At 72.8% G+C, this 13,200-nt stretch carries 12 protein-coding genes; 5 read left to right on the forward strand and 7 right to left on the reverse strand.

The window, feature by feature from the left end; all coding sequences use genetic code 11:
- Positions 1-549 precede the first annotated feature (549 nt).
- Both Q9R26_RS08020 and ybaK read right to left on the reverse strand, forming a co-directional pair.
- Entirely contained in the window at positions 550-3,159 is a 2,610-nt protein-coding gene (locus Q9R26_RS08020; protein WP_311226963.1) for an ATP-dependent Clp protease ATP-binding subunit, read from the reverse strand.
- 96 nt (positions 3,160-3,255) lie between these two features.
- A complete protein-coding gene (gene ybaK, locus Q9R26_RS08025; protein ID WP_071244681.1) occupies positions 3,256-3,741 on the reverse strand; it encodes a Cys-tRNA(Pro) deacylase in 486 nt (161 codons plus the stop codon).
- A gap of 66 nt (positions 3,742-3,807) precedes the next feature.
- Between ybaK and Q9R26_RS08030 the strand changes: the two genes are divergently transcribed.
- Together Q9R26_RS08030 and Q9R26_RS08035 are read left to right on the forward strand one after the other, a co-directional pair.
- Positions 3,808-4,101, forward strand: a complete 294-nt coding sequence (locus Q9R26_RS08030; protein WP_182065001.1) for a hypothetical protein — start codon at positions 3,808-3,810, stop codon at positions 4,099-4,101.
- Between the two features lie 61 nt (positions 4,102-4,162).
- Positions 4,163-4,900 carry a membrane protein insertase YidC gene (locus Q9R26_RS08035; RefSeq protein WP_311226964.1) on the forward strand — a complete coding sequence of 246 codons (738 nt, stop codon included), beginning with the start codon at positions 4,163-4,165 and terminating at the stop codon, positions 4,898-4,900.
- Here the strand turns inward: Q9R26_RS08035 and Q9R26_RS08040 are convergent.
- On the reverse strand, positions 4,897-5,112 hold the full coding sequence (locus Q9R26_RS08040; protein ID WP_027465592.1) for a hypothetical protein: 216 nt from the start codon (positions 5,110-5,112) through the stop codon (positions 4,897-4,899). The genes Q9R26_RS08035 and Q9R26_RS08040 overlap by 4 nt on opposite strands.
- A gap of 405 nt (positions 5,113-5,517) precedes the next feature.
- Here Q9R26_RS08040 and Q9R26_RS08045 point away from each other — a divergent pair, with 405 nt between their 5' ends.
- Together Q9R26_RS08045 and Q9R26_RS08050 are read left to right on the forward strand one after the other, a co-directional pair.
- Positions 5,518-6,123 (forward strand): hypothetical protein, encoded by a 606-nt coding sequence (locus Q9R26_RS08045; RefSeq protein ID WP_146248620.1) that lies wholly within the window; start codon positions 5,518-5,520, stop codon positions 6,121-6,123.
- Between the two features lie 229 nt (positions 6,124-6,352).
- Positions 6,353-7,714: an MFS transporter gene (locus Q9R26_RS08050; protein WP_259577842.1), complete on the forward strand. Its 1,362-nt coding sequence runs from the start codon at positions 6,353-6,355 to the stop codon at positions 7,712-7,714.
- A 189-nt stretch (positions 7,715-7,903) separates the two neighbouring features.
- Here Q9R26_RS08050 and Q9R26_RS08055 read toward each other — a convergent pair whose 3' ends face one another.
- Together Q9R26_RS08055 and Q9R26_RS08060 are read right to left on the reverse strand one after the other, a co-directional pair.
- On the reverse strand, positions 7,904-9,985 hold the full coding sequence (locus tag Q9R26_RS08055; RefSeq protein ID WP_311226965.1) for a carboxypeptidase regulatory-like domain-containing protein: 2,082 nt from the start codon (positions 9,983-9,985) through the stop codon (positions 7,904-7,906).
- A 208-nt stretch (positions 9,986-10,193) separates the two neighbouring features.
- Complete coding sequence (locus tag Q9R26_RS08060) at positions 10,194-10,658, reverse strand: NUDIX domain-containing protein (protein WP_311226966.1); 465 nt, start codon at positions 10,656-10,658, stop codon at positions 10,194-10,196.
- A gap of 175 nt (positions 10,659-10,833) precedes the next feature.
- On the opposite strand from Q9R26_RS08060, the gene Q9R26_RS08065 reads away from it, so the two are divergent.
- Positions 10,834-11,703 carry a universal stress protein gene (locus Q9R26_RS08065; RefSeq protein WP_209134414.1) on the forward strand — a complete coding sequence of 290 codons (870 nt, stop codon included), beginning with the start codon at positions 10,834-10,836 and terminating at the stop codon, positions 11,701-11,703.
- Here the strand turns inward: Q9R26_RS08065 and Q9R26_RS08070 are convergent.
- Together Q9R26_RS08070 and Q9R26_RS08075 are read right to left on the reverse strand one after the other, a co-directional pair.
- Positions 11,660-12,616, reverse strand: a complete 957-nt coding sequence (locus tag Q9R26_RS08070) for an SGNH/GDSL hydrolase family protein (protein WP_311226967.1) — start codon at positions 12,614-12,616, stop codon at positions 11,660-11,662. The two genes, Q9R26_RS08065 and Q9R26_RS08070, sit on opposite strands and share 44 nt — an antisense overlap.
- Positions 12,617-12,801: 185 nt before the next feature.
- Positions 12,802-13,158, reverse strand: a complete 357-nt coding sequence (locus tag Q9R26_RS08075; RefSeq protein ID WP_027465587.1) for a PRC-barrel domain-containing protein — start codon at positions 13,156-13,158, stop codon at positions 12,802-12,804.
- Between the last annotated feature and the right edge of the window lie 42 nt (positions 13,159-13,200).

The raw sequence follows: 13,200 nt of genomic DNA on the forward strand, positions 1-13,200 counted from the left end.
GTGCCCGGAGGCACAGGTGTCAGGAGAGTGGGACGCTCCGGGTCAGCGGACGCGGAACGGGGTACCGACGCGTCCACGGATTCCACGGAACGGAGTGGTTGCGGAGATCATCATGGTCGGCCCCCTTTCGGTCTCGAGCTGGCGGAGTCGTCCGGGTCGAATGTTCGACCGTTCGCGACGAGTGAACACTATCGGTACCGCAATTCGGAGCGCAACCCTTTTTCCGGAGAACATCCGGAATTGCATTCCCGAACAGGCTGACCACGGTGCGAGGTTCGTGGTCTCGCGTCAACCTGCCGGCTGCGTGCCGAGTTCCCGTCGTGCTCCGGCGCCGGAACTCCCGGCTGCACGGTGCACCGTCGGCGGGCCGGTGGCAGCCCGCGCGCTCGGTGCGGGATCGCAGGCCTGCACGGTACGGGCAACCTGGCACCGCGTGACGGAGCACGCACGGTGCGCGGCGGCGCCGGCGCGCTGCGCCCCAACGCGGTCCGTGCACGCCGAGGGCCCGGTACCGGATCGGTACCGGGCCCTCGTGTGCGTGCGACCGGACTAGACCGCCGCGTGCTCCGCGACGCTCGCCGTCAGGGAGTCGCCCTCGACGTCGACCCGCACGGTGTCACCCGCGGTGACCCCGCCCTCGACCACCAGGGTCGCGATACGGTCGTCGACCTCGCGCTGGATGAGCCGACGGAGCGGGCGGGCGCCGTACTCCGGCTCGTACCCGTGCTCGGCGAGCCAGTCGACCGCCGCGTCGGACACCGACAGGAGCATGTCCTGTGCGACCAGCCGGAGCGCCGTGTCCTGCAGCAGCAGCGACACGATCGACGCGATCTGGGACCGGTCGAGCTTGCGGAACAGCACGATCTCGTCGATGCGGTTGATGAACTCGGGCCGCATCGCCTCGCGCAGCTTGCCCATCACGCGGGCCCGCAGGTCGTCTTCGGCGTAGCCCTCCGTCGCACCGACCGGGGAGAACCCGAGCGCTCCCGAGCGGGAGGCCAGGAACTCCGAGCCGATGTTCGACGTCATGATGACCACGGTGTTCCGGAAGTCGACCGTCCGCCCCTGCCCGTCGGTGAGCCGGCCGTCGTCGAGGACCTGCAGCAGCAGGTTGAAGACGTCCGGGTGGGCCTTCTCGACCTCGTCGAGCAGGATCACCGAGTACGGGTTGCGACGGACACGCTCGGTGAGCTGGCCGGCCTCGTCGTAGCCGACGTACCCGGGAGGGGCACCGACCAGGCGGGAGACGGTGTGGCGTTCGCCGAACTCGCTCATGTCGAAGCGGAGCATGGCGGACTCGTCACCGAACAGCGACGACGCCAGGGCCTTCGCGAGTTCGGTCTTGCCGACACCCGTCGGGCCGAGGAACAGGAAACTGCCCACCGGACGACGCGGGTCGCCCATGCCGGTCCGGCTGCGCCGTACCGCCTTGGCGATCGCCCGCACGGCGTCGTCCTGGCCGACGACGCGGTCGTGCAGCTCGGACTCGAGCGCTGCGAGCCGCGTCTTGTCGGCCGAGCCGAGGCGGGTCACCGGGATCCCGGTGGCACGTGACACCACGGCGGCGATGTCGGCCTCCGTGATCGACGTGTCCGCGGATTCCTGACGGGAGGGGCGGGTTGCGTCCGCCGACGAGGCGGCGGTGATCCGGGCCTCCAGTCCGACGATCTCGTCACGCAGGTCGGACGCTTCCTCGTAGTGCTCCTCGGCGACCGCGCGGTCCTTGCGGGCCGTCAGGTCGGCGACCTGGGCACGCAGTGCCTCGACGTCGACGTCGCCCGACAGGGCGAGGCGACGGCGTGCACCGGCCTGGTCGATGAGGTCGATGGCCTTGTCCGGCAGGTGCCGGTCGGTCACGTAGCGGTGCGAGAGCTCGACGGCGGCGCGGAGTGCCTCGGGCGTGTAGGCGACGCCGTGGTGCTCCTCGTAGCGCGGGGCGAGGCCGGTCAGGATCGCGACGGCGTCCTCGACGGTGGGCTCCCCCACCGTGACGGGCTGGAACCGGCGCTCGAGCGCGGCGTCCTTCTCGATCCGTCGGTACTCGTTGAGCGTCGTGGCGCCGACCAGGTGCAGGTCGCCGCGGGCGAGCCGCGGCTTGAGGATGTTGCCGGCGTCCATCGAGCCGCCCTCGCCGCCGCCACCGGCGCCGACGACGGTGTGGAGCTCGTCGACGAAGACGATGAGCTCGTCGGCGTGCGCCGCGATCTCGTCCATCGCCTTGGTGAGCCGCTCCTCGAAGTCGCCGCGGTAGCGGGTGCCGGAGAGCATGCCGGGCAGGTCGAGCGCGACGACCCGCTTGCCCTGCAGCAGGGCGGGGACGTCACCGTCGACGATGCGCTGGGCGAGGCCCTCGACGATCGCGGTCTTGCCGACGCCGGGCTCACCGATCAGCACCGGGTTGTTCTTGGTACGACGGAGCAGGATCTCGACGGTCTGCTCGATCTCGTCGGCGCGGCCGATCACCGGGTCGACGTGCCCGTCACGGGCGCGCTCGGTGAGGTCGGTGCCGAACTGGTCGAGCGTCGGGGTGTCGCTGTCGGAACCGGACTCGGCCGTTCCGATCGTCGCACCGGTTCCTGGCATGGGGCGCCCCTCTCGTGCTGCTGCCGCGGCCTGCTGGGCGTAGTCCTGCATGACCTGCGGGGTGATCCCGGCGCTGGCGAGCAGCTGGCCGGTCACGGTCTCCTGGTCCATCACGAGCGCGAAGAAGACGTGCTCGGGGTCGGTGTAGGTACTGCCGAAGCCCCGCGCTGCCTGCGTCGCCTCGACGAGGATGCGCTGGGCGGTGCCGGTCAGTGCCGGGCGGCCGGTCTGCTCGGTCAGCGGCTCGTGCGCCATCGGCAGGCGCTGCTCGATCTCCTCGGCGAGTCGCTGAGGGTCGACCCCGGCGGAACGCACGACGGCGTCGAACGGTTCGGTGCGGACGAGCACCTGCAGGATGTGCAGTGCGTCGATCTCGCGCTGCCCCTGCGCGACCGCGTACTCGGCGGTGTGCTGGAGCAGCTCGTGGGTCCGGCGGCTGAGCAGCCGGGTGATGTCGACCGGTCGACCGAACGCGCGGACGCGCTGCTGGTCACCGGTGCGCTGTGCCGCGAGCAGGCGGGCGAGGAACTCGTCGAACGAGTCGTTGCTACCGGTCGGGCCGAACGTCTCTGGCAAAGGGACCTCCTGGGGAACTTGAGTGCCTTCGACTCAATGCAACGCAGGAGGGCCCGGGTCATTCCCGGGTGCCGAAAAAACTTGCGGCGACCCGACTCAGGTCCGCGCGATGGGTGCTGCGACCGCCTCGGTGATCCGCGCGAGGTCCGTCGGTGCCACCTCGACGTCAAAGCCTCGACGTCCGCCGGACACGAAGATGCTCGCGTACGACAGCGCCGACTCGTCGAGCACGGTGCGGAGCCGGGTCTTCTGGCCGACCGGGCTGATCCCGCCGACCACGTAGCCCGTGCGCTTCTCGGCGAGGGCGGGATCGGCCAGCGTCGCCTTCTTGCCCCCGACGGCTGCGGCGATCGCCTTGAGGTCGAGCCGGTTCGCCACCGGCACGATCGCGACGGCGAGGGTGCCGTCGACGGAGACGACGAGGGTCTTGAAGACCTGCTCCTCGCGCAGCCCGAGGGCGGCGGCCGCCTCTTCTCCGAAGTTGGTGGCGCTCTCGTGGTGCTCGTACACATGCGGCGTGTACGGGACCCCGGCCGCCTCGAGCGCGACGGTCGCTGGGGTGCTCGGCGAACCTGCGGTCATGCCGTGATCCTCCCCCGCCGCACCTTCCGGTCCTCGACGGCACGCGGGCGTTACGCTGAACGGACCATGACCGCCGTCCTGCTGCTGCTCCGCGCCACCGCCGCGCTGGTGCTCGGCGACCCGGCCGCCGGGGTGCTGCCTCTGCTGGCCGTTGCGGCACTCGGGCTGACCGCGGTCGCCGTGGCCGTCGTCGTCGCCCGGCTGCTCGTCGCGGTGCTGGCAGCCGTCCTCGGGGTCGGATCGGCATCCGTGTCGGACCGGTCGGCGGTACCGGACCTGGTCACCCGGATCGGGTGGAGCCACCCCGACGCCGACGGCCACGTCCGCTCACGGGCACCGGGGGTCGCGACCCCGGCCTGACCACCGACCGGTGGCCGGGCCGCTCGCGCACCCCGCTGACCCACCACCGATCGGAACCGTCATGGACCTGTCCACCCTGCCCCTCATCGGCCCGCTGCTGCACGGCGGCGCTGACCTCGTCACCGCCCTCACCGCGGCGCTCTACCCCGTCGCCGGCTCGTTCGCCGCGGCGATCGCCGTCGTGCTCCTCACCCTGGCCGTCCGCCTGGTGCTCGTCCAGCTGTCCGTGCTGCAGGTGCGGGCCGAGCGGGACCGCCGGCGCCTCGCACCACAGCTCGCGGCGCTGCGGAAGCGGTACGGCCGCGACACCCAGCGCCTGCAGCGAGCGGTGCAGCAGCTGTACACCGACGAGAAGGTCTCGCCGCTGGCCGGCTGCCTGCCCGTCCTGGCGCAGGCGCCCGTCGTGTCGCTCGTCTACGCCCTGTTCACGCACGCCTCGATCGGCGGCACCACGAACGCCCTGCTGGAGGCGACGCTCGTCGGGGTCCCGCTCGGCCACTCGCTCGTCGTCACCCTGACGACGCCGCTGTGGGTGCACGCCTGGGTGGTGCTGGTCCTGCTGGCGGTGCTCGCGGTCGTCGTCGAGCTCAGCCGCCGGTCGAACGCGCACTGGAACCCGGTGCCGGCACCGGAACCGGGCGTCCCCGGCGCCGCCGCAACCGCCGCCGTGGGTCGGTACGTGCCGTTCGTCACGGTCGTGTTCGCGGCGATCGCACCGCTGGCCGCCGCGCTCTACGTCGTGACGAGTGCGACCTGGACGTACGGCGAACGCGCCGTGCTGCGACGCGTGGTCCGCTAGCCGCCCTGGCCCTCCTGCTGCGGTCCCTGGTCGACCGGGTCGTACTCGGTACCGCGGCCCTGCTCCTCGTCGGCGGTCGGCACGTGACGTTCCGTGCCGGCGCCGCCGGGGCTGGTCGCGACGTAGTCGGCCTCGCCGGACTGGGTGTCGTGGCTCAGCGGTTCGAGGGTCTCGGCGTCGGCGTCGTGCTGCGGCATGGGGTCGGTGCTCATGCACCACGCCTACTCCCTCGTTCTGGGTGCGCGCGCACGGCTCGGCGGTGCCACGATGGACCTGTCCACGCGACCGGCAGAGCGGGAGTGCGCATGGCCCACGACGACGTGGCAGCGGAACGGGCACGGCTCGAGGCCGTCGCCTGGGGAGCAGGATCGAGCCCGGCGGACGCGGCGCGCGCCCGGATCGCGCTGCAGGACCTGGAACGCGGACGACGACCCCGCGTGCGTGCGGGGTCGACGGCGCGGGATCCACTGCCGGGAGGCCCGGGCCCGGTCCGGACGTCGGTCCCGTCCGCGACGTGGTCGGGTCCGGGGCCCGCGCCGGTGCCCGTGTCTTCGCCCGCTGACGCGGCGGTCGTGTCCTCGCCCGCCAGTTCGGCGGCGGTGCCTGCCGGAGCCGACGTGTCGGAGGCGACCGACGGCGGTGGGGGCGACCACGTCGACGACGCGCGGGGCGAGGGCGGGGACGAGCCGGGCCTCCAGGCAGTGCCGACCGAGCGATCGCGGTGGGGGCGGTGGCTGTGGACGGAGCGACCACGCGCCTGGATCGCGGGCGGCGCGGCTGCGGCGGTGGGCGTCGCGTTCGCCGCCGGGACCCTCGTCGGGACTGCGCAGCCCGACGTCGCCGCGGCGCCGAGTGTCACGCCGACGGCGGGGACGGTGACGCTCGAACAGCTGCTCGACGTCCCGCAGACGTACGCCGACCAGCTGCCGGGGCCGGTCGCTGCGCCGGTGAGCCTGCACACGACCCGACTGGTCTTCACGAACCGGGCGCTCGACGGCGGGACCGCCGAGACCCCCTGGAACGTCTGGGCCGGCATCGGGACCGACCGGTCGACGATCTGCCTGGTGGCCACGGCGGACCGCATCGAGTCGTCGACGGCGTGCTTCCCGCGGCAGGCGGCGCTGCACGGGTCGGTGTCGATGTCGGCGCAGTCCAGGAGCGGCACGTTGACGATCGAGCTGCGCGGCGGCGGGGTCCAGGGCCGGGTGACGAACGAGTACTGAGCGGCGACGGCGTAGCTGAGTGTTTCGTTGGAGCGCTCCGATGTATTTGCCGGATGCCCTCGCGAGAGTCGTTCCATCGTGCAACACTGGATGAGCGCACTCGTCGTGGAGTCGTACCCACATCATCCACATCCGCCAGCGAGCGCGCCCCGCAGACCCTCCCGGTCACCGCCGTCAGAACGATCGGCATCGTCGCGCGCTCCACCGTGCCTCGGAGGAGGTCAGCAGCGTGTCCACCAACACCACCACCTCGGCCGTGTCGACCCACACGCGGCCGATCACCGTCACCAGTCAGTCCATCGTCGGCATCGCCGTGCTCGGACTGGCCACGTTCTTCGCCATCACCACCGAGCTCATGCCCGTCGGGCTGCTCGGCACGATGAGCGCCGACCTCGGCGTGACCGAGGCCACCATGGGCATCGTCATCACCGTGTACGCCGCGGCCGTCGCGCTCCTCGCGCTGCCGCTCACCGCGTTCACCGCGAAGCTGCCCCGCAAGACCGTGCTCGTCGCCACGCTCGTCGGCTACACCGTGTCGAACCTGATGGTCGCGCTCGCGCCGTCGTTCGCCGTGGTCTGCGCCGGACGCGTCGTCGGCGGCATCGCGCACGCACTGTTCTTCTCGGTCGCCTCGGCGTACGCCACCCGGATCGTCCCGCCGCGGCTGGCGGGACGGGCGATCGCGTTCGTGTACTCGGGCAGCTCGCTCGGGTTCGTGCTCGGCGTGCCGGTCGCGACCTGGGTCGCGCAGCACATCGGCTGGCGCCAGGCCGTGTTCTCCGTCGGTGTCGCAGCGGCGGCACTCGCGGTCGTCGCCCTGCTGTTCCTGCCCGCCGTCCGCGGTGCCTCGTCGCCGCACATCGGGTCGCCGAAGGCCTGGGCGCGCACCGGACTGCTGTCCGTCGTGATCGCCGACATGCTCCTGTTCGGCGGGCACTACGTCGTCTACACCTACATCGGGCCGTACGCGATCGACGCCGGGCTCGACGCCGGAATGGTCAGCGGGGCGCTGCTCGTGCTCGGTGGCACCGGTGTCGTCGGGCTCTGGCTCGCCGGCATGTTCGTCGACCGTGCGCCCCGGCAGACGCTCATCGCCTCGGTCGCCGTGATGGCCGTGGCCTTCGCGACGATGCCGTTCGTGCACGGCTCCCTGATCGGGACGATGGTCGTCGCGGGCGTCTGGATGGCCGCGAACGGCACGACCGGCACGCTCTTCATGGCCGCGGCGATCCGTGCCGGGGGCGTCTCCCCCGACATCGCCGGCGCGCTGGTCAACGGGGCGTCGAACATCGGCATCGCCGGCGGGGCGGCGTTCGGTGGGCAGGCCCTCGGGATCGTCGGGCTGCAGTACCTGCCGTTCGCCGGTGCCGCGGTGCTGGTCGGGGCGCTCGGGGTCGTCGTGCTGGCGCGCCGTGGGTTCCCGGTGCACACGCACACGCAGGAGCACCTGTCGACGTCGTCCATCGAGGCCATCACGTCGTCGCTCGCGGTCGTCACCACGTCGGTGCCGGTCGTCGGGCGGGCGATCCAGACGGTCACGGGGTCGATCGGCGTCGCCACGGGTTCGGTGCGGCGGCCGCGGACGCGCTAGGGGCTTGCACGAGCGCCGGCGCGGATCACGGGCGCGGTCGCCGAGTGGTCACGACATGCCGTCAGCAGGGCGCCGGGGTCGCACGAACTGTCGTCTGCAGGCTCGTCTGGCGACGGTTCGTGACCCCTCGGCGTACGCGGGGGGCGTGTCGTGCGACCTCCGCCTCCGCCCGCCACGCCCGCCGCTCGGTCAGTCCTGCAGGTGGTCCGTGCGGCGGCGGTTGCGCACCGCACGGGAGGTCAGCAGTGCCGCACCGAGCAGCACGAGCACCCCGGCGGCGACGAGTCCAGGCCGGAGGTCCGCCCCTGTGTAGGCCAGCGGGCCACTGTCGCCCGCGTCGCCCCGGCCCGACACCGGTGCCGAGCCCGAGCCGGCAGCGGGGGCGGCCGGAGCCGCCGAAGGAGGGCCGCTCGGAGCAGGCGACGGAGCGGGAGCGGGAGCGGGAGCCGGAGCCGGACCCACTGCTGCCCGCACGACGAACGCCAGCGGCGTCGCGGCCCCGGACTCCGGAGTGACGACGGTCGCCGTCTCGGCCCCCTCGACGTCGACCGATACGACGTACTCGGTCGTCGGCTCCAGCCCGGGCAGGTCGAACGCACCGTCGTCGTCCGTGACGACCGACACGGGATCGCCGGACTGCGGGTCCGTCGGTGTCGCGACGACCTCGACGTCGGGAACGGGTTCGCCGTTCGTGTCGGCGACCGTGCCGGGCTGGTCGGTCGTGACCTCGGCGGCGGGGGCTGCTGAGGCGAACGGCAGGTCGGACGAAGCACGCTCGCCGGCGACGGCCGTCACACCGGTGTTCGAGGTCGTCCCGGTCGCCCCCGCCTCCGGTCGTCCGGTCCGGACGGTGAACGTGCCCGCCGCGGTGGCGAAGACGTAGCGCCCGTCGGCATCGGTCTCCGTCGATGCGACCACGGCGCCGGTGCCGTCGACGAGCTCGACCACCGCTCCTGCGGGCACGGGTGAACCGTCGAGCGAGACCACACCGGCGACCGTCGCGACGACGGCGGCCGGGACGTCGATCTCGTCGGGGATCGCCGGCGCTGCGTCGTCGGTCGTGATGGTCACGGGCGGCTCGTTCGCCACGGAGACGTCGAGGTCGGTGTCCGCAGGCAGGTCCGAGCCGGTGTAGACCCCGTCGCTGTTCGTGGTCGTGTCGACGAGGACGTCCCCGGAGACCGGGTCGGTGATGACGACCTCGAGGTTCGAGACCGGTCGGCCGTCCTCGTCGACCACGGTGCCGATGACCGACACGGTGTCCTCTGGCGACGTGAACGCGAAGTCGGCCTGCTGGTCCACACCGCCCGGCGAGCCGGTCTGGGCGAGGGAGACCCTCGCGGGCTGGTCGGGCCCGTCGGCACCGTCCGGCGGGGCGATCTCGACGCGGTAGTTCGCGATGACCGGCAACTGCGGGAACGCGTAGGTGCCGTCGGGACTGGTGGTCGTCGTGTACACGGTGCCGCGCGGAGCGGTGACGCGGACGATCGCCCCGGCGATGGGGACGCCGTCGAGGGTCGCCGTACCGGTGATCGCGGCGGTGCGGTTGGCGAACCAGGTCTGGTAGACGGGGAATCCGCTCCGCTGCTGGTACGTGATCGTCAGGCTGGTGAGCGAGACGGTCGGCGTGAACCAGGCCGTGGCGCCGGCGGTGTCGACGGCTCCGCTGTTGCCCGTCAGGGTGCGGGTCGCGGGGTCCCAGGTGGGCAGGTCCTGCCCGGTCGTGCCGTCGGGGTCGGCGACGCACGACGGCCCTCCGGCGGCGGCGGCTGAGCACGAGTTGTAGGAGCTCACGTAGCCGAGCTGCTCCGCGGTCGCGGCGCCGCCTCCGGAGACGGTGGCCGAGATGGTCGCCCGGTCGGCATCGACGTCGCCGAGCACGAACGACCAGCTCTGGGCACCCGGCGTCGGTTCGGCGAACGTGTAGGTGGTGGTCGATGCGCCGGAGCTGGGCGAATCGACGTTCGGCCGCTGGTTCATGTACGTCTGGCCGCGGCTCGTCCCGTAGACCGCGCCCGTCGGTGTCGACGCCGACTGCCAGGTCGATGCCCCGCTGACGACGGTCGACTGCCGGGAGTCCGACGTGAAGGTCGTCTCGGGGAACCCGGCGAGCGTCATCGTGCCGGTGTAGGCGCGGCTCGCTCCGCTGAGGGTGAAGGTCCCCCAGTTGCCGACCGGCTCCGCCGACGCACTGGTCGCGCCGCCGATCGCGAGTCCTGCTCCGAGTGCGAGGGCCGTCAGCCCCGCCGTGACCGCGCGCCAGCGCCGCATGCGTACTCCCCTGATGTGGCGCCGGAGAACCCGACACCCCCTCAGACTATCCAGCGGGCACGGCTCGTGTCCGGGGCACGACACGAGCAAGAAGGTTCCGCCGAGCGGTCAGGACCTGCCGCGCGCCGATCCCCGAGGGGCCGAGAAGTGTCGGTTGCAGGGCCGCCGGACGACAGTTCGTGACCCCTCGAACAAACCGAACGGCGCGTCAAGGACGGAGCGCGACCAGGGCGTCGAGCGCCGCGACCTGCCCGGCCACCACCAGCTCCCGCGCGTGGTCGAGGCCGACCCACCGTGCGTCGTCCACCTCGGGCACCTCGACGAACCGCCCCGACCCGCGCGGCAGCTCGAGCCGCACGGTGTTGCTCCGCACGGTGTCGACCGAGAACGCCGACGCCTCGGCCGCGAAGACCCGCACGCGCTTGCCCGACGCCTGCCGGAACTCCCCCAGGTCGGTGACGTCGGCGGCGGTCACCGGGGCGGGCACGCCGATCTCCTCGGCGAACTCGCGCAGCGCGGCGCCGACCGGCTCCTCGCCCGCCTCGACCAGCCCCTTCGGGATCGACCAGGCACGCGCCCGGTTCCGCCAGAACGGCCCGCCCATGTGCGCGAGGAAGACCTCGGGCACGGACGGACCGGTCCGGTGCAGCAACAGTCCGGCGCTCACGACCACGCCCCGAGACTACGCAGACCCGGCCGGGAGGCCCGGATCACCACACGCGCGCCACGTACCACCCGACGCGCCCGGCCCCACCGCCGGTTCCCCACGTCCCGCCGGGAGTACCGTGTGGCGCACGGAGCGCCGTGTGACGCCCCCGGAGGACCTGCGATGGAGGAGGCCGATCGGGATGGACGAACGATGGACGACGGTGACGCTGGCCGCAGACGCCGCGATGCCGCACGACGAGGCGCTGCGGTGGATCGTCGCCCGCGCGGACAGCGGGATCGAGCGGGTCCGGATCATCGGCGCCGACCCGGCGATCGAGGGCCCCGGACCCGTCGCCGACCGCCTCGCCGAGGCCGCTCGCGCAGCCCTGCCCGGAGCCACCGTCGAGGTGCACCGGCACGCCGGGCCGTTCGCCACCGCCCTGGTCGAGGAGTCGGACGGCGGCGACCTGCTGGTGATCGGGACGTTCCGGAGCCGACGGGGTTCGACCGCCGGCGGCGATCCGGCGCGCGTGGCGATCCGCGCGGCCGTGCCGACCGTGGTCGTCCCCGAGGGCCCGCACCCGATCGACGGCGACGTGGTGTTGGCCGTCGAGGAACCGATCGACGAACGGGCCGTCTCGATCGCCGTCACCGAAGCCGTCCGGCTGCACCGGCGACTGACGCTGCTCCGGGCGTGGGAGATGCCCGTGCTGACCCGGACCGGGCTCACCGACTTCGCCGAGGACCCCCTGCGGTGGCGCGCCCGGAACGCCGAACTGCTGCAGCGGGTCACCGAGGACCTGACCGCGCGGTTCCCGGCGGTACGCATCCGGCCACTGCTCGTGGAGGGACACCCGGGGCACGCCATCGCGTCGCGCACGCGGCGGGCGTCGCTCGTGGTGCTCGGACGGGGACACGTGCGGGTGCTTTCGGGCGCACTGCTCCACGACGTGGTGCGTGAGACGGCGGCACCGGTCTGCGTCGTCCCACCGGCGGCCCACGCGGACACCGCGGGGTCCGGACGGGTCAGCCGGCGAGTTCCCGGATCGCGTCGGCCATCTGGTCGGTGAGGTACGCGACACCGCGGCCGTTGGGGTGCAGGGCGCCGGCCTGCAGATCGATGCGCCGCAGGTCGCTCGAGCCGGTGAGGCTGACGCCTGCGACGTAGCGCTCGTCCGCCGGGGCGCAGGCCGAGTGGGCCTCGGTGCGTTCGAGGACGTCGACGAACCGCACCCCGGCGGCGTCGGCGGCGGACGCGGACACCGCATCGAGCTCCTCCTGCACGCCGTGCAGGTACGCCACGTCGTCGTCGGTGAAGGGGAAGGTGTCCGAGGGAAACGACCCGGCGAGCGTGCCGAGGTCGAGCGCCGATCGGAAGCAGCCCTTCGCCGGGGTGTGCTCGGCGTCCGGGAAGATCGCCGGGTACCCGAGGAACACGACGACGGCGTTCGGCGCGGCCCGTTGCACCGCTGCGAGGGTGTCGGCGATGCCGAGCGCGACCCGCGACTGGATCTTCACGCTGAGCTGGTCCTCACCGTCCTGCACGAGCGTGCTCCTGCACGACGGCGCGTCACGTCCGGAGAACACCGGGCCGTCGGCCGAGATCGCCAGGCACGACGCGGCCGTGCCGAACAGGTCCGCGTCGTTGCCGCCGATCGTCAGGGTCACGAGCCGAGTGCGCGAGGACAGCGACTCGATCTGCGGGGGGACGCCCTTGAACTGGTGTCCGGTCGTGACGTCCTCGCTGGTGGCGCCCGCACACGTGACGTCGGTCAGGTCGAGGCCGAACCGCGCCGCGAGCCGGTGCGGGTAGTCACGGGCGGACTGCACGCACGCGCTCGTGGGCAGCCGGGTCCGGTCGCCGAGGCCGTAGCCGGCGGAGTACGAGTCACCGAGGGCGACGTACTCGCTGCCGGGCGGGAGGTCGGCGAGCGGCTCGGCCGGATCGTCCGGCACCGGGTAGGGCTGCGGGACGGGCCACATCGGCGCGGCCGACGCCCGTTCCACCGGCCCCGGTGCCGCGACCCCGGCCACCACCAGCCCGACGACGGCGACCGCCGCCAGGGCGGCGAGCAGCGTCGTACGGGCGGTGCGGAGCAGTTGCGGCCTCCGGGCGGGTGCGGCGGATCGGTCGGTCGGACCGGGAGGGTCAGTGGGGCGTGACGGGCTCAGCGGCGTCCGAGTCGGCGTTCACCACCGCTGCCGGTGCGGTACTCCAGCCCGTAGTGCTGGAACAGCTCCGGCTCGGTCGCGGCGTCGAGCTCGCCGTCGGTCGAGATCGACGGGGCGTCCTTGACGAGCTTCTTCGGGAACGTCACACGCAGGTGCTTCGGGGCGACGGTCGCGCCGAACAGCGGGACGAAGACGAGCTTCTGGAACCCGACCATGCCGGTCGTCAGGGCACCGAACGCCGGCTCGGACGTGGCGGTGTCGTAGTAGATGCTCTCGAGCGTGCCGACCTTGTCGTCGGCCTCGTCGACGACTGGCAGACCGATCCAGTCACGGATGTTCGCGGCTTCGAACACGAAGGACTCCCTCCGAGCATCCGGCAGGTCCGGGTGGCTCTC

The organism is Curtobacterium sp. BRB10 (assembly GCF_031844325.1).
In the GTDB taxonomy this organism is placed as follows: Bacteria; Actinomycetota; Actinomycetes; order Actinomycetales; family Microbacteriaceae; genus Curtobacterium; species Curtobacterium poinsettiae_A.

Coding starts and splice junctions, on each gene's coding strand:
- ybaK (WP_071244681.1), bottom strand. CDS start 3,741: ATGACCGCAGGTTCGCCGAGCACCCCAGCGACCGTCGCGCTCGAGGCG.
- Q9R26_RS08030 (WP_182065001.1), top strand. CDS start 3,808: ATGACCGCCGTCCTGCTGCTGCTCCGCGCCACCGCCGCGCTGGTGCTC.
- Q9R26_RS08035 (WP_311226964.1), top strand. CDS start 4,163: ATGGACCTGTCCACCCTGCCCCTCATCGGCCCGCTGCTGCACGGCGGC.
- Q9R26_RS08040 (WP_027465592.1), bottom strand. CDS start 5,112: ATGAGCACCGACCCCATGCCGCAGCACGACGCCGACGCCGAGACCCTC.
- Q9R26_RS08055 (WP_311226965.1), bottom strand. CDS start 9,985: ATGCGGCGCTGGCGCGCGGTCACGGCGGGGCTGACGGCCCTCGCACTC.
- Q9R26_RS08065 (WP_209134414.1), top strand. CDS start 10,834: ATGGACGAACGATGGACGACGGTGACGCTGGCCGCAGACGCCGCGATG.
- Q9R26_RS08070 (WP_311226967.1), bottom strand. CDS start 12,616: ATGTGGCCCGTCCCGCAGCCCTACCCGGTGCCGGACGATCCGGCCGAG.